The following is an 18301-nucleotide window of genomic DNA, read 5'->3' on the forward strand; positions in this document are numbered from 1 at the left end:
TGAAGACACGGTTGGTCTCGACCTCGGCGTACTAAATTTCGTGTACGACTCCGAAGGTCGCACCATCGACCGTCTCGACTTGTCCGACGACCGAGAGCGTTTGGAACGCGAGCAACGCTCGCTCTCTCGCAAACAGTACGAATCTCAAAACTGGGAGAAACAGCGCCGTCGCGTTGCCAAAGTGCACGCGAGAATGTCGAACAAGAAGCGTGATTACAAGCACAAAATCGCACACTTCTACGCGACGGAGTACGACGCGGTGTTTGTCGAGGACTTGAACGTGAGGTCGATGCTGGAATCAGATGGCAACGCGCGGAACAAGGCTGAAGTAGGGTGGAGTGATTTCAGAGCGATTCTCGAACACCATTGTGACAAGCACGGAACGCATTACGTCGAAGTGAATCCCAGCGGAACGACGAAGGAATGCGCTGAGTGTGGTGCGGAGTCGGATAAGCCGTTGTGGGTTCGAGAGCATTCGTGCCCATCGTGTGGATTCGAGACTGATAGGGATTGGAATGCGGCGTTGAACGTGAAATCGCGCGGATTGTCGGAACTAGGAGTGGTTCACTCCAAAGGCACGCCTGTGGAGACTGCTACCTCTGCGGACACTCGTTCTGTGTCTGCAAGTCGCGTCGTAGAAACAGGAAGCTCCGTCCTCAAGGAACGAGTCGCGTTAGCGACGAGTGAGTAGGGCGGAGTAGTTCACTTTCGCCGTCGAGCGAGGGCACCAATCGACAGCGTTGCGAGGGCTGCGAGCGCGCCGAATCCGGGCATTTCGTCGTCTCCGCCACCGTCGGTCCCGTCAGTCTGCTCGGTCGCGTTCGTGTCCCCGTTCGAGTCCGTCACGTCCGTGTTCGAGTCGGCGGGCTCGAATCGTTCGTCGGCCGGCGCGTCGAGCTGGAGCACGACGACGACCCCCGCGTGTGTGGCGTTGGTCTCGTAGGTCCAGCCGCCGCCGGCTTCCGCGTAGGGTTCCGCGGCGGTCACGGGATCGATATCCGTGTCCCAGCCGTCGCCCTCGGGAATCTGTTGGATGTAGCCGACGAGGTCGATTCTGTCCGCGTGCTCGCCGCTGATCTCCGCTTCGCCGTATTCGACGGTCGCGTCTTCCGGGAGTCCGTGCATCTCGATGCAGTGAGTGTCCATGTAGCCGTCACCCTGTGAGATGTCCGGACTCGTTCCGAACTCGTCGGCGTCGAGCGGTCGGTCGTAGTGGTCGGTCATGGGGAACTGCACGGTCATCGGGTCCGCGTGCGAGTGCCAGCTCGTGACGTTGTTCGTCGGGATCGTCACGGACGTGTTCGGCACGGACTCGCCGACGACCGGATCGCCGTTCTCGTTGACGAGCGTGACACAGACCTTCCCGGAGCCATCTCCGAGGTACGGATTCCGGTACTCGTCGCGCGGGTTCTCGTAGCTGATCCAGCTACCGTCGCTCGCGGCCGCCTCGAAGTACGGATCGCCCTGTTCCGGTGCGGGCTTGACGTATTCAGCCTCCGAGACGGTCCCGTTCGAATCCGGATCCACGACGCCCGCGGACGCACCCGCCGCACCCGCCGCGACGAGGCTCGCGACCACGGCCAGCCCGAGCCCCAGTGCGAGCAGCGACTGCCGCCAACTCGGGCCACGTTCTCGAAACCTGGCCATGGTTACGTCCCCACCTCGGCTTCGACGGCTGCGGTCTCGATCGTGTGACTGTTTCGCCTCGACGACTGTCGTCTGGGACTACTGGTCATCGATCCGGAGTATCGGATTCACCGTTCTATATATGAGCCGCGTACTCGAGGAGTAGCGGGTCCCTACGCCCGGTAGGCGGTCGCTGAAGCGGTCGGCGGTTCCCGAAGGGAGTGGAAAACCGTGGACCCAAACTGGACGCTGGGGCGGTCGGCGACGACGTCGACGCGGGAGTACCGAGCAGCGGCGTTCGGGTTCCGTTCCGAACGCCCGTCGCGCTGGTCGAGTCAGGTATCGGTGGTGTCCTCGAGAGAAAAATCCGAGAGCGAGTCGTCGACGGGTGTAAAACACGTACTCCCGCATCGGCACCCGTCTCGGCTGCCGATCGGACGAATCTTGTCTTCGGCGAGTTCGAGTGCGGCGTAGAGCGCCCCGCACTGCTCGCAGGCAGCGATCGTTCGTCGATTGTCGTCTTGATCACCCATTCGCAGTGCGAGTTCGGCGAACGGCCCACATATATCCGCTGTGAGGCCTCGAGCGGTAACAGTGCTGTTACTCCTGGGGGAACAACACCGACGGACCGCCGGCGTGGATACCGACGGGCTACCGGTCCGGGAGCGTCGCCTCGCCCCGCGAACGCCGGCCGGTCGCTTTTCCGACGGCTGGTGATAGCTCGGTTTATGGCCGAGGGACCGAACCGCGATCGAGCACAGGACCGGGCGGAGAAACGGCAATCCGAGCGAGCCGACCACACGGAGTCGATCCTCAAGGACGTCGAACGCCACCTCGGCGAGCTGGAGTATCCGGTCACCAGCGAGGAACTGGCGACGGAGTACGCGAACGAACCGATCGACATGCCGAACGAGACGGAGTCGCTGGGGAGCGTCTTCGACCGGCTGGTGGGCGAGCAGTTCGATTCGCCCGAGGAGGTCCGCGAGGCGGCCTACGGCGAACTCACCGGGAAGGCCGGCAGCCCCAACGAGGCCAACGCCGAACGGGAGCTCGGCGAACTGGACGACGACGCACAGGAGTCGCGCGGCGAACGCGGGAGCGACGCGTACTGACCGGGACGTCGGCGGCGGGTCGAACGCCGTTCGGCCGGTCGCTCGCCGCGCAGTCGGTCGGATCGTGATAGCAGAACGGATTTACGTTCCCGTCGCCTGTTCTCGCGTATGGATTACGAATCGAGTCTCGACCGAGCGATGGAGGACGTTCCCGATATCGGGGGCGACGAACAGCGGCTACAGATTCCCGACCCGCAGCCACAGAAAGACGGCGCGTTCACGCGGGTGACCAATCTCGACGAGATCGCCGACGTCCTCTCCCGGGACACCGAGCATCTCCACCGGTTCATCCAGCGCGAACTGGGGACCAGCGGCAAACTCGAGAACGGCCGCGGCCGGTACAACGGGAGCTTCTCCCAGACGGACCTCGACGCAGCGATCGACGCCTACGTCGACGAGTACGTTCTCTGTTCGGAGTGTGGGCTGCCGGACACCCGCCTCGTCCGCGAGGACCGGACGCCGATGCTGCGCTGTGACGCCTGCGGTGCGTTCCGCCCCGTCACCAAGCGCTCGACCAGTTCCCAGCAGCAACAACAGCAGGACGCCGTCGAGGAAGGGCAGACCTACACGGTCGAGATCACCGGGACCGGCCGCAAAGGCGACGGCGTCGCGGAGAAGGGCAGCTACACGATCTTCGTCCCCGGCGCGGAAGAGGGCGACGTCGTGGACATCTACATCAAGAACATCTCGGGCAACCTGGCGTTCGCCCGGCTCGACTGAGTCCGGGTTCGATTCGTTCGCCGTTCGCCGAGCGCTCGAGTGCGGATCGCGAAATTAAAGTAAACTTGTCCTAGTCACACTGCTGTGGGAGTATCGTTTGACCTCTTCGGGACGCTCGTGACCGCCGACCGTCCGGACGATCCGGCGACAGCCGTCGCGACCGAATTAGCGAAGCGAGACGTCGCCGTCCCCGACGACTGGAGCGCCGCGTACGCGGAGCCACACGTCGACGCACCCGAGGGTGCGGAAGTACCGCTTCCGGCCCACGTCTCACGCGCGCTCGCGAGCCGCGACGTCGACTACGAGCACAACGCCGCCAGACGGGCCGTCGTCGCGGCGTTCGATCCGACCGTCGAAACCAGACCGGGCGCGCTCGAGGCCGTCGCCGCCGCCCGGGACCGCGGCCCGGTCGCGATCTGTTCGAACTGCAGCGTACCGGAGCTGGTCGGGCGGACGCTCGTCAGGTCCGACTTCGAGCGCGACGATTTCGACGCGATCGTCACGAGCGTGGGCTGTGGCTGGCGCAAGCCGGCACCCGAAATCTTCGAACTGACCGCGGACGAACTCGGCGTCGCGACTCCCGATCTCGTCCACGTCGGCGACGATCCGGCCGCCGACGGCGGTATCGAATCCGTCGGCGGGACGGCGCTACTGCTCGAGGATCTGTCGCTCGCCGACGTGCCGCCGCGACTGGCTGCGCTCGCCGACCGGAGCGGTCATGACTGAGCGGTCCGAGTCCGACGGTATGGAGGCGTCAACGTGGCGCTGACGACGCTCGCGATCGTCGGGCTCGCGTTCAGTCTCGATCTGCTGATCGGCGAGCCGCCAACCGCCGTCCATCCGGTGGCGTGGTTCGGCCGACTCGTCGACGTGCTCGATCGGCCGTGGAGCGACGACGAGCGCCGCCAGCGACTGGTCGGCGTCGCCGTCGCCGCCCTCGCCCCGCTCGTCCCGGCCGCCGTCGCCGCCGGAACCGTTCTCGCGGCGGCGACCGTTCACCCGATGGGCGCTGGCATCGCCGCCGGCCTCGTCCTCTTCCTGACGACCAGCCTGCGCACGCTGCTCGAGCTCACCGAGGACGTCGTCGCGGCGACCGAAGCCGACCTCGAGCGGGCCCGCGAACGGGTTCGCGGACTGGTCGGGCGGGACGCGTCGCCCCTCTCGGCCGGCGAGCTCCGCAGCGCGGCCGTGGAAAGCGCGGCCGAGAACCTCGCAGACGGACTGGTCGCGACGCTGCTGGCGTTCGCAGCGCTCGCACCGATATCCCTGCCGGCCGCGGCGGCGGCCGCCGCGTGGGTCAAGGGCGTCAACACGCTGGACTCGATGCTCGGCTATCCCTCGAAACCGCTCGGCACCGCGAGCGCGCGCCTGGACGACCTCGTGATGTTCCTGCCGGCCCGGATCGCCGCGGCCGCCATCGCCCTCGCGGCGGTCGATCCGCTCGCGGTCGTCCGGGCTCGGCGGTGGGCGCGCGTCCCGCCGTCGCCCAACTCCGGCTGGCCGATGGCGACGCTCGCCTGCGCGCTCGCGGTACGCCTCGAGAAGCCGACCGTCTACGTCCTCAATCCCGACGCCGAACTCCCGATGCTGGCGGACGGCGAGCGAGCCGTCGCCGTCGTCGGTCGAGCGGCCGTCGTCTCGGTGATCGTCGCCGTCGCGCTGGCGGTACTCGTCTCGGGCTCGGCGGCGGCGTCGATCGCACCCCGGATCGCGGAGGTGAGCGTCGGATGGCGGTGAGCAGCCGCTGGATCGGCGCCGTTCGCGGCGGGCTCGGATTTCTGACGCGGCTCCCGGTCGGCTACCGCGACGGCGATTGGGAGGCGTTCCGAGCGACGCCGGCGGCGTTTCCGCTCGTCGGCCTCGTCGCAGGTGCGCTGGCGGCGCTTCCGCTACTCGCTGCCGAGACGCTCGCAGCGCCGACCGTGGCGCTGGGCTACCTGTGTGCGGTGTACGCGGTGACGGGCATCCACCACCTCGACGGTGTCGCCGATCTGGGAGATGCGCTGGTGGTACACGGCGACGCGGAGCGCCGCCGCGAGGTGCTGAAGGACACGACGACCGGCGTCGGCGCGCTGCTTTCGGTGTCGATCACGGTCGTGGCGCTGGCGCTCGGCGGCCTCGGGCTGGCGGCGCTCCCCGTCGTCGCGGCGGTCGGCGTCGCGATCGGTGCCGAGGTCGGAACGAAACTGGGGATGGCCGGGATGGCCTGCTACGGACGGGCCGCGTCCGACGGGATGGGAAAGCAGTTCACCGATGCGGCGACCGTCGGGTCGTTCTTCGCTCCCCTGGCCGTCGCGGTGTTCGCCGCGACGGTCGTCTGGCCACACCCCGGTGCAGCCGCTCTCTTCGGGGCCGTCGCCGGCGGAGGCCTTCCGTGGAACTGGGCGAATCGGTATCTCGGGGGCATCAACGGCGACGTTTTCGGCGCGGCCAACGAGATCGGCCGCGTCGCCGGCGTCCACCTGGGGGTGATCGCGTGGACGCTGTTGTGATGTGTGGCGGGCGGGGAACCCGCCTCGAGAGCTCCCACGAGAAGCCGCTGTATCCGATCGAGGGGACGGCGATGATCGATCGCGTGCTAGCGGCCCTGCGAGAGAGCCGGATCGAGACCATCCACGCCGCCGTCTCCCCGCACGCGCCGGAGACGCGAACCCACCTCGAGGGAACCGCCGACGTCTCGACGATCGGGACGGCGGGCGACGGCTACGTGGCCGACCTGCTGACCGTCCTCGAGCGGTCCGACGTCTCGCCGCCGGTCCTGACCGTCGCCGCGGACCTGCCGCTGCTCGAGGCGACGGTCGTCGACCGGGTGCTCGCCGCCCACGGCGACGGTGTCGCTTCGCGGACCGTCTGCGTCCCTGCGGCGCTCAAGCGGCGGCTCGGGGTCAGTATCGACGCGCGACTCGAGCCCGACGACTACCTCGCGCCGACCGGGGTCAACGTGGTCGGCACGACCGACGAATCCACGACGATGACCGACATCCACTACGATCCACGACTGGCAGTGAACGTGAACCGCCTCGAAGACGCCCGCGTCGCGGCCGACCGGCTACGACGCCGTTCCGTGGAGGGGCGGTAGATGCGTCTCCTCCTCCCCGCTGGAACGACCGAAACCGCGCTGATCGACGGTATCAGCGCCGCCGGGGCCGCCCCGGAGCTGATGGAACACACCCCTTCGGCGGACGTCGAGATCCTCGAGTACGGGGAGCCGGTCGCGTCGCCGGTGACGCCGGTGAGTCCGAACGGCTGTCCGACGCCCGCCGCCGTGACCCGGGCCGTCAGGGAGGTCGTCGGCTTCGACGTGTCGGTGATCGACGCGGGACTCACGCGGTCGACGGCCGCGCCGACGGTCGACCTCGGCGTCGAGCCGGGGACCGACGTCCGCGAAGGCGTCGCCGTCTCGGACGCGAACGCGGCCTTCGACCGGGGCCACGACTACGGCGCGAGTCTGCCCGACGACGAGATCATGATCGGCGAGACGGTCCCCGGAGGAACCACCACCGCGCTCGGCCTCCTCACTGCGCTCGGCGAACCGGCCGAAGTCTCCTCGTCGTTGCCCGAGAACCCGCTCGAGCGCAAGCGACGGGTCGTCGACGATGGGCTGGCCGCCAGCGGACTCGAGCCGGGCGACTGCGAGGGCGAGCCGCTCGCGGCGATCGAGGCCGTCGGCGATCCCGTCCAGCCGACGGTGGCCGGAATCGCGGCCGGCGCGCTCGAGGCGGGTCTCGAGGTGACGCTGGCCGGCGGGACCCAGATGGTCGCCGTCGCCGCCGCGTTGCGCCACCGCGGAATCGACGCCCCGCTGTCGATCGCGACCACCTCGTTCGTCGCCGACGAGCGGGGCGACCGACTCGCCGACGCCTGCGAGCGGTTCGACTGCGAGCTCGCCGTGACCGACCCCGGCTTCGACGAGCGCGACCACGTCGCGATGAACCGCTACTGCGCCGGCGAGGCCAAGGAGGGCGTCGGCATGGGCGGCGCGCTCTCGCTCGTCCCCGACGGCCGGATGTGCGACGTGCGGGACCGACTCGAGGCAGTCTGTACTCGCCTCGGGATCGAGGCCGAGGAGGGGATCGACGACGAGCGCGACGGTGCGGACGCGACGGAGGGGTGCCGTGGACCCTGAATCGATCCGGACCGGGCAACGAGTCCCGCACGGCGGCGAATCCGACCGCGATCTGCTGGACTTCTCGGCCAACACCAACCCGCGGACGCCCGACGGCGTCGGGGACGCGTACGCGGCCGCGCTCGAGGCGTCTCGCCGCTACCCGGACGACGACTACCCCGACTTTCGGGCCGCGGCCGCCGCGTTCGTCGGCTGCGATTCGGAGCGCGTGATTCCGACGGCCGGCGGACTGGCCGCGATTCGGCTCGCGATGGAGGGCGTCCTCGAGCCGGGCGACGAGGCGCTCGTTCCGTACCCGAGTTTCGGGGAGTACGCGCGCGAAGTCCGGCTTCAGGGCGCGACGCCGCGGTTCGTTCGCTACGACGAACTGATCGACGTCGGCCCGACCGTGCTCGAGTCGTGTGCGCTGGCCGTGGTCTGCACGCCGAACAACCCGACCGGGGACGCGATCGATCTGGACGCGCTCGCGGCGTTCGCGGCCCGCTGTGCGGACGCCGACACGACGCTGCTCGTCGACGAAGCCTTCCTCGGGTTCACCGACCGACCCTCCGCGGCGACGGTCGATCTCGAGCCCGTCGTCGTCGCCCGCTCGCTCACGAAGCTGTTCGGCCTCCCGGGACTCCGCGCCGGCTTCGCCGTCGCGACCGGCGAGCAGCGGGACGCGCTCGCGACGGCTCGCCGCACGTGGTCGCTCGGGACGCCCGCCGCTCGAGTCGGCGCGCACTGCCTCCGTCGAGACGAGTTCGTCCGCGAGACGCGCGGTCGCGTCGCCCGGGAGCGAGAACGGATGCGCGGGGCGCTCGAACGGCGGTTCGACGTCTACCCGTCGGACGCACCCTACCTCCTCTGCGACGTCGGCGACCGCGACGTGTCGACGGTGATCGCGAACGCGCGGGCGGCGGGCGTCGCGATCCGCGACGCGACGACCTTCCGCGCGCTCGACTCCCACGTCCGCGTCGCGGTCAAGGACCGCACGGCGAACGACCGACTGCTCGCGGCGCTGGGCGTCCGCGACCGCGAGGATGTCGGTCCCGAAACCGATCCATGACTGGGACGGACGCGGACTACGAGGCGACCCGGCGAGACGGCGTCCTTCGCGTTCGCCGACCGACCACCGAGTGGCTCTCGACCGGCTGGAACGGCGGCCGTCGGACGGCGGACTGTGCGTACAACATCTCGGTTCCGGCGGCCTGGAATCGGACGGATCTCGGAGCGTACGTCGACGAGCGGCTCGAGCGAGCCCGATTCGAGACGGCCGCCGGGGAGTTCGCCGGACCGGCCCTGTTGACCGGCGTCGACGTCGCCGACGCTCGCGGCGCTCGCCGCGGCCCGGTGACCGCCTACGCGACCGCCGGGATCTCGAACCCTGCCGCGTTACCGATGGAACCGGACGCCGCCGAAACCGCCGAGGCGACCGCGATCGAGACCGGCGAGTCGGCGACGGGACAGGGTCGGGGAACCGTCAACGTCGTCGTCGGGACGACGCGGGCGCTCGAGCCGGGCGCGCTGGCGAACCTGATCGCGGTCGCCGCGGAGGCGAAGGCGGCGACGCTGCTCGCCGAAATCGGGTTTCCGGGCACGACCACGGACGCGATCGTCGCCGGCCACGACCCGTCGGGGTCGCCGGCGGCGTTCTCGGGCAGCGGCACCGAGGTCGGCGCGGCGACGCGCGCCTGCGTCCGGGACGCCGTTCGGGCGTCGCTCGCCGCACACTACGCGGCCGTCGATGCGGACCCGCCGGAATCGGTCGCGGACGCGACGTACGGCGTCTCGACGGACGGCCGGGCCGAGGTGTTTCGTCCGCCGGCCGATGACGGCTGGTCCGAACCCCACAGTTAACCCGTCGCGATTCCTACCGACGATCGATGGCCGAGGACGACGATCCGTCAGCGATCCGCTCGCTCGCGCTGTCGCCGGCAGACGCCGCCGACGCCTACGTGTACAGTCGGGAGAACCCGGGCGAGGCCGTCCTCCGGGTCACCCCGCCGTTCCACGGCCGGATGCGGGCCAGAATTCACGTCTACCACGTCGACGACACCGAACTGACGGGCGCGATCCACCTCTCGCCCGACGACGTCATCGCGGACGAGGTCCTCGACGACTACCCCGACCTCGAGTCGCGGCTCGACGACGCGGCCACCGAGGACGCCGATCGGATCCGCGAGCGCCACGCAGCGGCCGTCGCGGACTGGCAAGCGCGCGCCCGTGAGGCCATCGTCGACGCGGCGACGATCGAGACCGACGACGGGTCACACCGCGTCGAACTCAAGTCGCTCGGGTAGCGAGAACGCGAACGCGATGACCGCTCCGTCCGGGAGCGTCCCGCTGTCTCGTACTTTCACTTTCACTCCGGACGGATCGGTTTGACGTACTCTCGGTCGAACTGAAACGTATGCCACTGATCGCCGAGCAGACCGACGAACGGGCCGATCGAGACGCGGCGACCGACCGCCACGAGTCCCGGTCACCAGTCGACGGGACGGAGCGATCGGACGGACAGCGTCGCCGGATCGATGTCACGGACGTCCACACCGCAGGCATCGACGAGTACGTCCGGGCGAACGTCGACACCGACGCCGTCTCGCTCGAGCACCGCGGCGGCCGGACGTACCTGTTGCTCGAGGAGTGAGCGACGACGGCTCGAGTTCGAGTCGGCGAGCGCGGGTGCGGAAACGGGCCGTGACCGCTACCGCGAGCGCATCCGATCTCGAAGCCGCCGCGGGAGTCGTTCCCGTTTTCGATCGGTCCAGCCGGCCGAATCGGTCGGAATCGAGACCGGTCCCCCGCACCGTTTTGCGTCGGTCCGTATACGACAACGTTTACGGCGACCACTCGACCGGTTCGGGCTGGAACGCGCCGACTCGCGACTCGGGGTTCGCTCGGGAGTACCTCGAGGGCGTCTGCCGGTGACCGTCGCTGCGCAGTCACCGCTTTGGGACGCCGCTCATTTCTCCGGCGAAAGAAATCGGCGGCCGATCGGAGTTGGGGGAAGAAGTCGGCGGCCGATCAGAGCCGCTGGAGTCGGATTTCGTCGTCAGTGATCGACTCGACGTGGTCGTCGTCGAGCGGATACGTCTCCTCGTCGTGGTCGCCCCAGCCGAGTTTCGATTTGATCGTGTCGGTCATCCCGGGATCGGGATCGATGTGGGCGGTGCCACCGCTGACGTTTTTCACCATGCCGATCTCGTCTCCGTTCGCGTTGACGACGCGTTTCCCTTCGTCGTCGTCTGTGAAGCTAGCGCACATGCAGATCCCCCTCCATCGAGTAGTCGCGTATAGACTGGCCCTGCATCTGCACCGAATCGTGACCGCCGCGGTCTCCGGAGGGTCTGCCGGCCCTCGAATCGCCGGCCGCTCGATCAGTGCCGCCGGAGCCGAATCTCGTCGCCGGTGACCTCGTCGACGGGGTCCTCGTCGAGTCGATAGTTCTCCATCCCGTCCGCGACGTCCCGGTCGCGACGCGGCCGCGACTTGATCGAGTCCGTCATCTCCGGTCCGGGTTCGACCCACGCGACGCCCGCCTCGACGTCTCGAACGACGTCGGTATCCTCCGGCCGGTACTCGAGCGTGCCGTTCCGATCGAACCGGTCCGCAACCAAACCGGTACCACTAATCTCCCGGAATCGAGACCGCCGGTAATGAAACTCGCGCGGATCGCGACGGACGACGGACCGGTCGCCGGACGGTACGAAGACGGCGTCGTGCACACGGACGACGGCGTCTACGAGGTCGGAGCGGACGGGGACTTCCTGCCGCCCTGCGAGCCGTCGGCGCTGTACTGCGTCGGCCGGAACTTCGCGGCGACGCTCGATCAGATGGCGTACGAGCAACCCGACGAACCCGATTTCTTCGTCAAGCCCCCGGCGTCGCTCGTCGGTCACGAGGATTCGATTCCGTACCCCGCCTTCAGCGACGAGGTGACCTACGCCGGCGAACTCGCGGCCGTCATCGACGAACCATGCCGGAACGTTTCCGAAGACGAGGTGCCCGAGGTCGTCCGCGGCTACACGATCTTGAACGATATGGACGCGCTCGACCAGGGCGGCCGAACGGCCCGGAAGGCGTTCGACGCCTCCGGCCCGCTCGGCCCGTGGATCGAGACCGCCGTCGACCCGACCGCGATCGACATGCACACCGACGTGGCCGGCGAGCGCCGTCAGGAAGCGAACACCGAACTGATGCTGTTCGACCCCCACGAGGTCGTCTCGTATCTCTCCCGCCGGTTCACCTTCCGCCCTGGCGACGTAATTTCCTTCGGCAGCCCCGCGAACCCCGGCCTCGTCGAACCCGGGGACACCGTCGAGATCACCTACGAGGGCGTCGGCACGCTCCGGAACACGGTCGTCGACTCGAGCGAACGGGAGCGCCTGCCGCTCGAGTCCGGAGAAACCCGTCCGTAGTACCCTCCTTCGGTGCGGTCCAGCATCCCGATCCACTCCACCGACGGGTGGGAACGAAAGCATCAGGGGCTTGCAGGACGCCGGTGAATACCGTGGCCTCTCGGCGGAGTGCGACGGAGAAGTCGGGTAGAAAGGCACTTGGGGACGACCCGCCTCTCCACAGTCGTGAGCGCTGACCAACGGCGGCGCGTCGAAGTCTACCCCGACCGCGAGGTCGTCGTCGAGTTCGATCCCGACCTCACCTTCGAGTGCGTCGACGACTGTACGTGGTGCTGTCACCACGGCGTGCTCCTCTACGACCGGGACCTCCTCGAGTTGGCCCAGCGAGCGAACCTCGCCGAGACCACGACGGACTTTCGCGGCGAGAAGTTCGTCACCCGCGAGCCGAAAGACCGCGACGACCACGTCGGCGAGGACGGTTCGGCCTGCGCGTTCCTCCGGGAGGACGGCCTCTGTTCGCTCCACCTCGAGGCGGACTGGAAACCGACCCGGTGTTCCGTCTTTCCGCTGGGCGTCTGGCGCGAGGACGGCGACCTCCACGTCGACATTCGGGAGTCGGCCCACGAGCACTGCGAAGGGCTGAACGTCAGCGAACGAAGCGTTATCGACAACCTCGAGGCCTTCCTGCCGGAGCTGCTGTGGGAACTCGAGAACCCGGATTCGGATCGCGAACTGTAGTCGTCCAGCCGAAACGTATCCGTTCTGCGAATTGTCACGATCGCGTCCCGATCCGGACGATACGTGAACGGATTTACAGGAGAACGGTGTACGGTAGCACGCCTCCCCGACAATTTAAACGTCTACCGCACGTAGTCGAACTGTGACAGAAGACTCCGGGCGACGGAACCTCCGTATGCCCAACAGCGATGAAGTATTCGCCGTCGTAACCGAACACCTCGGTGGCAACCACGTTCGCCTCCGCTGTGAGGACGGCGAGGAGCGGCTCGGCCGCATCCCGGGCCGCATGAAATACCGGACCTGGATCGAGCAAGACGACATCGTCGTCGCCGAGCCGTGGGACTGGCAGGACGAGAAGGCCACCATCGAATGGCGATACACCGGCCAGGACGCAGATCAACTGCGTCGTGAAGGCCACATCGATTGATCGCTCGGTTTCGGCCTGAAGCGTAGATTTCTCTCGCAGACGTAACCTCGGCCAGCGGACGCGCTGTAGCGACCCGCTCGAGACGCCTCACCCCGAGACGCGAGAAAAATAGCGACGTGCTAGCAGAAGTATACCCAGTAGGTATGGCCCTGCGAACACGTGACCGTCGTGTACTCGCCGAACGCCGCGACTGATCGCCGCACTTTCACGTCCGTCCCCTCGCCGGGCGGCGAGACGCTCGCGTTCTCCCCGCAGTGTGGACAGGCGACCGCTTTCGTTGCGACTTCGTGCATCTTCATTCGCCACGGTACCATACGTCACGGGCCTGCATAACCGTTGGTATCGATCGGACCGACTCGAGACCGTCCCCGTAAACAGCGGGTCGATCCCCCGACGGTCACCGGGTCGCCGTCTTCCACTCGCGCAGTCCGACGACCCCCCCGTCTAGCACTGCGGGATCCGCCTCGGTCGCCGCCCAGACGAACATCGGGGCGACGGCGTCCGGATCGCGGCCGTTCGCTCCCGAGAGCCCCGTCGCGACGATTCCGGGGTCCAGACAGCCGACGACGTACTCGGTGTCGGCGGCGAAACCGCGAACCACCGCCTCCGCCGTCGCCTTCGAGATCGCGTAGGAGCCGTATCCCGCGTTCCCGTTTCGGGCGACCGATCCGGTCGGAACGAGTACCCGCGCGTCGTCGTTCAAGTGGGGAATCGACTCGCGGATCGTCGCGTACACGCCGCGACCGTTGGTCCGCCAGTGATCGTCGAACGCGGCATACGATTCGCCGTCGGTCGGCGTCCGCCCCGCCTCACCGTGGTAGACGCCCGCAGCCGGAACGACGATATCGATGCCGGCCGCCTCACCCGCTCGCGAGGCAGTCTTGGCCAGTCGTTCCACGTCGTACTCGTCTCGAACGTCGGTCCTGTGGCCAGCGACAGTCGCGCCCGCGTCCTCGAGCGCGTCGACAGTCTCCTCGACCGCGTCGCCGTCTCGCGCACCGACGACGACGGTCGCGCCGTCGTCCCCGAACGCTTCGGCGACGGCGCGTCCGATACCACGCGTCCCGCCGGTCACGATGGCCGTCAGTCCGTCCATACCGGTTCTAGGGCACCGACCTACAGGAATCCACCGGCGGGAATGGGCCGATACGAAGCCGTTTCCGCCGCTGTTCTCGCATCGAGAATCTTCGGGTTCCCTACCTATGTATGACATACGTTTAACACCGGTCCGCTATTCAGGTTCGTCCATGGAATCGCTGGCCGGTGAGTCGGTCGTCGTGATCGGGAGTGGGATCGGCGGGCTCTCGACGGCCTGTTACCTCGCCGATGCGGGTGCCGACGTGCGCGTCATCGAGAAAAACGAACAGTTGGGTGGCCGAGCGAGTCGCCTCGAGCGGGACGGCTTTCGGTTCGACATGGGGCCGTCGTGGTACCTGATGCCCGACGTCTTCGAGCGCTTCTTCGCGGACTTCGGCCACAGGCCGAGCGACTACTACGAACTCGAACATCTCGATCCGCACTATCGGATCTTCTTCAAGGACGGTGATCGGGTGGACGTCACCCCGGACCTCGAGCGGACGAAGGCCGTCTTCGAGGAGTACGAGCCGGGTGCGGGCGAGACGCTGGAGCGCTATCTCGAGAAGTCGAAGGAAAACTACGAGGTCGGGATGGAGCACTTCGTCTACGAGGACCGGTCGAGGCTGCGGGACTATCTGGACCTCGACGTGGCCCGACAGGCGCGGGGGCTCTCGCTGCTGGGATCGATGCAGGGCCACGTCGAGGGCTACTTCGACCACCCGAAGCTCCAGCAGATCATGCAGTACACGCTGGTGTTTCTGGGCGGCTCCCCGACGAACACGCCGGCGCTGTACAACCTGATGAGCCACGTCGATTTCAACCTCGGCGTCTGGTACCCCGACGGGGGGATCGGCTCGGTCATCGACGCCGTCGTCGAACTCGGGACCGAACTCGGCGTCGAGTACGACACCGACCGCCCGGCGACGGAGATCAAGGGCCACACGGGCGGGTTCGAGGTGGAGACTGCGACCGGGCCCGTGCACGCGGATCTGGTCGTCAGTAACGCCGATTACGCCCACACCGAGCAGGAACTGCTCACTCCCGAACGGCGCGGCCACGACGCCGACTACTGGGAGCAGCGCACCTACGCCCCGTCCGCGTTCCTCCTCTATCTGGGCGTCGAGGGCGACGTCGACGAACTCGCCCACCACACGCTCGTGTTGCCGACCGACTGGGAGGACCACTTCGAGCAGATCTTCGACGACCCCGAGTGGCCCGACGATCCGGCCTACTACTGCTGTGTGCCCTCCGAGACCGACGACGACGTCGCGCCCGACGGCCACAGCGCCCTGTTCGTCCTCGTCCCGATCGCCCCCGGCCTCGAGGACACGCCGGCGCTCCGCGACGCGTATCGAGACACCATCCTCGACGATATCGCCGCGAACACGGGAACGGCGCTCCGAGATCGGATCGTCCTCGAGGAGCGGTTCTGTATCGAGGACTTCGCCGACCGGTACAACAGCTACGACGGAACGGCGCTGGGACTGGCTCACACGCTCCGGCAGACCTCGCTCTTCCGGCCGCCACACCGCTCGACGGCGGTCGACGGACTCTACTTCGTGGGCGGCGATACCACGCCCGGGATCGGCGTTCCGATGTGTCTCATCAGCGGCGAACTGACCGCGGAAAAAGTGCTCGAGGACCACGGCGACGGGAGTCGGCCGTGACGCGGGCGGCGTCGGAGACGGCCCGTCGCGGCGAACGGCGTGTGGCCCGAACCGACCACGGCAACCGATCGAACCGCAATCGATGACTTCGGACTCGACGGCACCGACCGAGGCCAGCGTCGGCGAACAGCTGTCGTACCTGCTGACCCTCTCGCGGCCGCGGTTCTGGCTGTATCTGGCGGGTCCCGTTCTGGTCGGGGTCGCCTACGCCGCGGACACCGTCGGTGACCTGTTCGCGCCGGCCGCGATCGCGCTGTTCGCGTACTTCCTCCTGCCGGCGAACGTCTTCCTCTACGGGATCAACGACATCTACGATCGCGAGATCGACACGGCGAACCCGAAGAAGGAGGACAGGGAGGCGCGCTATCGGGGCCAGGGATACGTTCCCGTCGCCGTCGGACTCTGTTCGGCCGTGCCGGTACTGTTCGCGCCCGTCCTCTCGAGGGGCGCGTTGCCGTGGCTGATCGCCTTTCTCGTCCTCGGCGCGGCCTACAGCGCCCCGCCAGCCAGGTTCAAGACGCGGCCGCCGCTGGATTCGGTCTCGAACGGGCTCTACATCACACCGGGTGCGGCCGCGTACGCCGCCGTCGCCGGCGTCCAGCCGCCCCTGCTCGCCGTCGCCGGCGGCTGGCTGTGGGCGATGGGCATGCACACCTTCTCGGCGATCCCCGACATCGAACCCGACCGCGAGACGGGAATCCGGACGACCGCGACGGTGCTCGGCGACCGCCGGACCTACGCCTATTGCGGCGCGTGCTGGCTGGCGAGTGCGGCCGCCTTCGGCGCGATCGACGGCCGGCTGGGTGCGCTCATGCTCGTCTATCCGGCGCTCGTCGCCGCGATCGCCACCGCGAGCGTCGCGGTCGACCGGGCATACTGGTGGTTCCCGGCGATCAACACCGTCGTCGGCGCGGTCCTGACGATGGGGGGGCTCTGGAGGGTGCTCTATGGATAGCGGCGACTCGAATCGGTCCCCCTCGCGATCGGGGCCGGGGCCAGGATCGGAACCGAACGCCGATTCGCAGCCGGAGCCGCGTCGCGGCGACCGCACCGGCGACGAACCCGATTCGGCGCGGGTCGCCGTTCAGCGCCGGCTCGAGGCGCTCGTCCGTGAGAACCGGTTTACCATCGCGGTGATCTTCCCGATCGTCGGCGCAGTGACGCTGGTCGGGAGCGCGGTGGAGCTCCTCCCGCCACCGCTGTCCTACAATCCACTGTTGATCCTGTTCGGCACGCTGGTGATGCGGTCGCCGCTGGTCGTCGCCCTGTTGCCGCAGGTCGATCGCCAGGCGGTCGCCTGTCTGGGCGTCCTGACGGCGTACACCTACGCGATCGAACTCGTCGGCGTGCGGACGGGCTGGCCCTACGGCACGTTCGAGTACGGAATCCGGCTCGGGCCGATGCTCGGCGGCGAGATCCCGCTCGCCCTGCCGCTGTTTTTCGTCCCGCTGGTCCTGAACGCCTATCTGCTCACGCTGCTGGTGTTGGGCGACCGGGCCCGGCGCGTTCTCCCCCGCTTGCTCGCGGCGATCGCCGCCGTCGTCGCCGTCGACCTGGTGCTCGATCCCGCGGCGGTCGCGATCGGGTTCTGGGCGTACGTTCCGCCGGGCGACTACTACGGCGTCCCCGTCTCGAACTACCGGGGCTGGCTCCTCTCGGGAACCGTCGCCGTCGTCCTCGTCGATCTCGCGTTCGACCGCGCGGCGCTGCTCGAGCGCGTCCGGAGCTGCGAGTTCGCGCTAGACGATCTGGTGAGCTTCGTGTTGCTCTGGGGTACGATCAACGTCCTCTTCGGAAACTGGCTGGCGGCCGGCGTCGCCGGGCTGTTCTGTCTCGGGCTCTTCCGGACCGACCGGTACGGTCTCGCGATGGTCCGGACGGCGCTGCCGACGGGGCGGTCCGGGTAGTGATGCGTGATGCGCGACGTGGGCGACTCTCGGCGGCGGCGGGATCGACGCCGCTCGCTCCGGGACCCACGGCCACGGGAGGAGTATGCCGGCATTCCGCTTTTCGTCTCGAGACGTGTTCTCTCGGTATGGCGACCAAAGAGACGGTCGAGTGTCCGGTCTGTCGGGAGCCGCCGCCCGTCGATCAGCAACTCGAGGAGCATCTGTTCGCCGACCACTCCAAGCGCAAACTGGCGAAGCTCATCGTCGCCGAGACGACGGCCCTGACTACCGACGACATCTCCGAGTAACCCGGGGCGTCGAACCGCGCCGTCCGAGGCGACGAGCACGGAGCGGACGGCGCGGTTCGACCGGTCGGTCAGACGACCAGGCTCGAGATGGCGTCGCCGAACAGGAGCAACAGGACCACGGCGGCCATCGTCAGGGCGAGCCACATGCCGAGGCTAATCGCTGTCGTTTTGGCCAGTCGTCGTTCCTGGTCGACGATCTCCGAGTTGGATTCCGCGGACATACGTCGGACTTCGGCCGCCGGGAAGACGAACGAACAGCCACTATATCGTG

Annotated in this window: 26 protein-coding genes; 19 read left to right on the top strand and 7 right to left on the bottom strand. The window is 68.0% G+C overall.

All coding sequences use genetic code 11. The features are described 5' to 3' along the window. Positions 1-691: RNA-guided endonuclease InsQ/TnpB family protein (locus BMX07_RS00005; protein WP_139210774.1), on the top strand; the 691-nt coding region annotated here is incomplete at its 5' end. A gap of 11 nt (positions 692-702) precedes the next feature. On the opposite strand, the gene BMX07_RS00010 is transcribed toward BMX07_RS00005, so the two are convergent. Continuing rightward, complete coding sequence (locus BMX07_RS00010; protein WP_090611485.1) at positions 703-1647, bottom strand: PGF-CTERM sorting domain-containing protein; 945 nt, start codon at positions 1645-1647, stop codon at positions 703-705. Between the two features lie 314 nt (positions 1648-1961). Beyond that, positions 1962-2159, bottom strand: a complete 198-nt coding sequence (locus tag BMX07_RS00015) for a hypothetical protein (protein ID WP_090611487.1) — start codon at positions 2157-2159, stop codon at positions 1962-1964. A gap of 195 nt (positions 2160-2354) precedes the next feature. Between BMX07_RS00015 and BMX07_RS00020 the strand changes: the two genes are divergently transcribed. The 11 genes from BMX07_RS00020 to BMX07_RS00070 all read left to right on the top strand — a co-directional run bounded on the left by BMX07_RS00020 (position 2355) and on the right by BMX07_RS00070 (position 10213). Then, positions 2355-2738, top strand: a complete 384-nt coding sequence (locus BMX07_RS00020; RefSeq protein WP_090611490.1) for a DUF5789 family protein — start codon at positions 2355-2357, stop codon at positions 2736-2738. Between the two features lie 108 nt (positions 2739-2846). Next, entirely contained in the window at positions 2847-3458 is a 612-nt protein-coding gene (locus BMX07_RS00025; protein WP_090611493.1) for a translation initiation factor IF-2 subunit beta, read from the top strand. A gap of 84 nt (positions 3459-3542) precedes the next feature. Beyond that, on the top strand, positions 3543-4184 hold the full coding sequence (locus tag BMX07_RS00030) for an HAD family hydrolase (RefSeq protein ID WP_090611495.1): 642 nt from the start codon (positions 3543-3545) through the stop codon (positions 4182-4184). Between the two features lie 33 nt (positions 4185-4217). Further along, positions 4218-5195, top strand: coding sequence for an adenosylcobinamide-phosphate synthase CbiB (cbiB, locus tag BMX07_RS00035; RefSeq protein ID WP_090611498.1), 978 nt, complete (start codon positions 4218-4220; stop codon positions 5193-5195). Further along, a complete protein-coding gene (cobS, locus tag BMX07_RS00040) occupies positions 5186-5950 on the top strand; it encodes an adenosylcobinamide-GDP ribazoletransferase (protein WP_090611502.1) in 765 nt (254 codons plus the stop codon). Before cbiB ends, cobS begins: the two co-directional genes overlap by 10 nt. After that, entirely contained in the window at positions 5950-6537 is a 588-nt protein-coding gene (locus BMX07_RS00045; protein ID WP_090611505.1) for an NTP transferase domain-containing protein, read from the top strand. Before cobS ends, BMX07_RS00045 begins: the two co-directional genes overlap by 1 nt. Beyond that, positions 6538-7584, top strand: a complete 1047-nt coding sequence (cobT, locus tag BMX07_RS00050; protein WP_090611508.1) for a nicotinate mononucleotide-dependent phosphoribosyltransferase CobT — start codon at positions 6538-6540, stop codon at positions 7582-7584. Further along, the gene (locus BMX07_RS00055) at positions 7574-8632 is read left to right on the top strand and encodes an aminotransferase class I/II-fold pyridoxal phosphate-dependent enzyme (RefSeq protein ID WP_090611511.1); all 1059 of its coding nucleotides are present in this window, start codon (positions 7574-7576) and stop codon (positions 8630-8632) included. The genes cobT and BMX07_RS00055 overlap by 11 nt, the downstream gene beginning before the upstream one ends. Continuing rightward, positions 8629-9423 (top strand): adenosylcobinamide amidohydrolase, encoded by a 795-nt coding sequence (locus BMX07_RS00060; protein ID WP_090611514.1) that lies wholly within the window; start codon positions 8629-8631, stop codon positions 9421-9423. Before BMX07_RS00055 ends, BMX07_RS00060 begins: the two co-directional genes overlap by 4 nt. A gap of 26 nt (positions 9424-9449) precedes the next feature. Next, positions 9450-9866 (top strand): DUF8009 family protein, encoded by a 417-nt coding sequence (locus BMX07_RS00065; protein WP_090611516.1) that lies wholly within the window; start codon positions 9450-9452, stop codon positions 9864-9866. 110 nt (positions 9867-9976) lie between these two features. Further along, positions 9977-10213 (top strand): hypothetical protein, encoded by a 237-nt coding sequence (locus BMX07_RS00070; RefSeq protein WP_090611518.1) that lies wholly within the window; start codon positions 9977-9979, stop codon positions 10211-10213. Between the two features lie 377 nt (positions 10214-10590). Here the strand turns inward: BMX07_RS00070 and BMX07_RS00080 are convergent, their stop codons facing one another. Next, positions 10591-10830, bottom strand: a complete 240-nt coding sequence (locus tag BMX07_RS00080) for a PRC-barrel domain-containing protein (RefSeq protein ID WP_090611523.1) — start codon at positions 10828-10830, stop codon at positions 10591-10593. Between the two features lie 113 nt (positions 10831-10943). Then, a complete protein-coding gene (locus tag BMX07_RS00085; RefSeq protein ID WP_090611526.1) occupies positions 10944-11183 on the bottom strand; it encodes a hypothetical protein in 240 nt (79 codons plus the stop codon). Positions 11184-11222: 39 nt separating this feature from the next. On the opposite strand from BMX07_RS00085, the gene BMX07_RS00090 reads away from it, so the two are divergent. The 3 genes from BMX07_RS00090 to BMX07_RS00100 all read left to right on the top strand — a co-directional run bounded on the left by BMX07_RS00090 (position 11223) and on the right by BMX07_RS00100 (position 13089). Beyond that, on the top strand, positions 11223-11984 hold the full coding sequence (locus BMX07_RS00090; RefSeq protein ID WP_090611528.1) for a fumarylacetoacetate hydrolase family protein: 762 nt from the start codon (positions 11223-11225) through the stop codon (positions 11982-11984). A gap of 165 nt (positions 11985-12149) precedes the next feature. Next, the gene (locus BMX07_RS00095; protein WP_090611529.1) at positions 12150-12662 is read left to right on the top strand and encodes a YkgJ family cysteine cluster protein; all 513 of its coding nucleotides are present in this window, start codon (positions 12150-12152) and stop codon (positions 12660-12662) included. 142 nt (positions 12663-12804) lie between these two features. Beyond that, the gene (locus BMX07_RS00100; protein ID WP_081603348.1) at positions 12805-13089 is read left to right on the top strand and encodes a translation initiation factor eIF-1A; all 285 of its coding nucleotides are present in this window, start codon (positions 12805-12807) and stop codon (positions 13087-13089) included. 119 nt (positions 13090-13208) lie between these two features. On the opposite strand, the gene BMX07_RS00105 is transcribed toward BMX07_RS00100, so the two are convergent. Together BMX07_RS00105 and BMX07_RS00110 are read right to left on the bottom strand one after the other, a co-directional pair. After that, positions 13209-13388, bottom strand: a complete 180-nt coding sequence (locus tag BMX07_RS00105) for a hypothetical protein (protein ID WP_090611531.1) — start codon at positions 13386-13388, stop codon at positions 13209-13211. A 98-nt stretch (positions 13389-13486) separates the two neighbouring features. Continuing rightward, on the bottom strand, positions 13487-14185 hold the full coding sequence (locus tag BMX07_RS00110; protein WP_090611534.1) for an SDR family NAD(P)-dependent oxidoreductase: 699 nt from the start codon (positions 14183-14185) through the stop codon (positions 13487-13489). A 151-nt stretch (positions 14186-14336) separates the two neighbouring features. On the opposite strand from BMX07_RS00110, the gene BMX07_RS00115 reads away from it, so the two are divergent. The 4 genes from BMX07_RS00115 to BMX07_RS24055 all read left to right on the top strand — a co-directional run bounded on the left by BMX07_RS00115 (position 14337) and on the right by BMX07_RS24055 (position 18030). Next, complete coding sequence (locus tag BMX07_RS00115) at positions 14337-15833, top strand: phytoene desaturase family protein (protein ID WP_090611537.1); 1497 nt, start codon at positions 14337-14339, stop codon at positions 15831-15833. 82 nt (positions 15834-15915) lie between these two features. Next, a complete protein-coding gene (locus BMX07_RS00120; RefSeq protein WP_090611540.1) occupies positions 15916-16788 on the top strand; it encodes a prenyltransferase in 873 nt (290 codons plus the stop codon). Beyond that, a complete protein-coding gene (cruF, locus tag BMX07_RS00125) occupies positions 16781-17740 on the top strand; it encodes a bisanhydrobacterioruberin hydratase (protein WP_090611543.1) in 960 nt (319 codons plus the stop codon). The genes BMX07_RS00120 and cruF overlap by 8 nt, the downstream gene beginning before the upstream one ends. 128 nt (positions 17741-17868) lie before the next feature. After that, the gene (locus BMX07_RS24055; RefSeq protein WP_175479998.1) at positions 17869-18030 is read left to right on the top strand and encodes a hypothetical protein; all 162 of its coding nucleotides are present in this window, start codon (positions 17869-17871) and stop codon (positions 18028-18030) included. A 68-nt stretch (positions 18031-18098) separates the two neighbouring features. On the opposite strand, the gene BMX07_RS24060 is transcribed toward BMX07_RS24055, so the two are convergent. Continuing rightward, positions 18099-18251: a hypothetical protein gene (locus BMX07_RS24060; RefSeq protein ID WP_175479999.1), complete on the bottom strand. Its 153-nt coding sequence runs from the start codon at positions 18249-18251 to the stop codon at positions 18099-18101. Positions 18252-18301: the final 50 nt, after the last annotated feature.

Source organism: Natrinema salaciae (genome assembly GCF_900110865.1).
GTDB classification, from domain to species: Archaea; Halobacteriota; Halobacteria; order Halobacteriales; family Natrialbaceae; genus Natrinema; species Natrinema salaciae.

Excerpts from the sequence above, each read along its gene's own strand:
- BMX07_RS00010 (WP_090611485.1), bottom strand. The coding sequence starts at position 1,647 with ATGGCCAGGTTTCGAGAACGTGGCCCGAGTTGGCGGCAGTCGCTGCTC.
- BMX07_RS00015 (WP_090611487.1), bottom strand. The coding sequence starts at position 2,159 with ATGGGTGATCAAGACGACAATCGACGAACGATCGCTGCCTGCGAGCAG.
- BMX07_RS00020 (WP_090611490.1), top strand. The coding sequence starts at position 2,355 with ATGGCCGAGGGACCGAACCGCGATCGAGCACAGGACCGGGCGGAGAAA.
- BMX07_RS00025 (WP_090611493.1), top strand. The coding sequence starts at position 2,847 with ATGGATTACGAATCGAGTCTCGACCGAGCGATGGAGGACGTTCCCGAT.
- cobS (WP_090611502.1), top strand. The coding sequence starts at position 5,186 with ATGGCGGTGAGCAGCCGCTGGATCGGCGCCGTTCGCGGCGGGCTCGGA.
- BMX07_RS00045 (WP_090611505.1), top strand. The coding sequence starts at position 5,950 with ATGTGTGGCGGGCGGGGAACCCGCCTCGAGAGCTCCCACGAGAAGCCG.
- cobT (WP_090611508.1), top strand. The coding sequence starts at position 6,538 with ATGCGTCTCCTCCTCCCCGCTGGAACGACCGAAACCGCGCTGATCGAC.
- BMX07_RS00060 (WP_090611514.1), top strand. The coding sequence starts at position 8,629 with ATGACTGGGACGGACGCGGACTACGAGGCGACCCGGCGAGACGGCGTC.
- BMX07_RS00065 (WP_090611516.1), top strand. The coding sequence starts at position 9,450 with ATGGCCGAGGACGACGATCCGTCAGCGATCCGCTCGCTCGCGCTGTCG.
- BMX07_RS00070 (WP_090611518.1), top strand. The coding sequence starts at position 9,977 with ATGCCACTGATCGCCGAGCAGACCGACGAACGGGCCGATCGAGACGCG.
- BMX07_RS00080 (WP_090611523.1), bottom strand. The coding sequence starts at position 10,830 with ATGTGCGCTAGCTTCACAGACGACGACGAAGGGAAACGCGTCGTCAAC.
- BMX07_RS00090 (WP_090611528.1), top strand. The coding sequence starts at position 11,223 with ATGAAACTCGCGCGGATCGCGACGGACGACGGACCGGTCGCCGGACGG.
- BMX07_RS00105 (WP_090611531.1), bottom strand. The coding sequence starts at position 13,388 with ATGAAGATGCACGAAGTCGCAACGAAAGCGGTCGCCTGTCCACACTGC.
- BMX07_RS00110 (WP_090611534.1), bottom strand. The coding sequence starts at position 14,185 with ATGGACGGACTGACGGCCATCGTGACCGGCGGGACGCGTGGTATCGGA.
- BMX07_RS00115 (WP_090611537.1), top strand. The coding sequence starts at position 14,337 with ATGGAATCGCTGGCCGGTGAGTCGGTCGTCGTGATCGGGAGTGGGATC.
- BMX07_RS00120 (WP_090611540.1), top strand. The coding sequence starts at position 15,916 with ATGACTTCGGACTCGACGGCACCGACCGAGGCCAGCGTCGGCGAACAG.
- cruF (WP_090611543.1), top strand. The coding sequence starts at position 16,781 with ATGGATAGCGGCGACTCGAATCGGTCCCCCTCGCGATCGGGGCCGGGG.
- BMX07_RS24055 (WP_175479998.1), top strand. The coding sequence starts at position 17,869 with ATGGCGACCAAAGAGACGGTCGAGTGTCCGGTCTGTCGGGAGCCGCCG.
- BMX07_RS24060 (WP_175479999.1), bottom strand. The coding sequence starts at position 18,251 with ATGTCCGCGGAATCCAACTCGGAGATCGTCGACCAGGAACGACGACTG.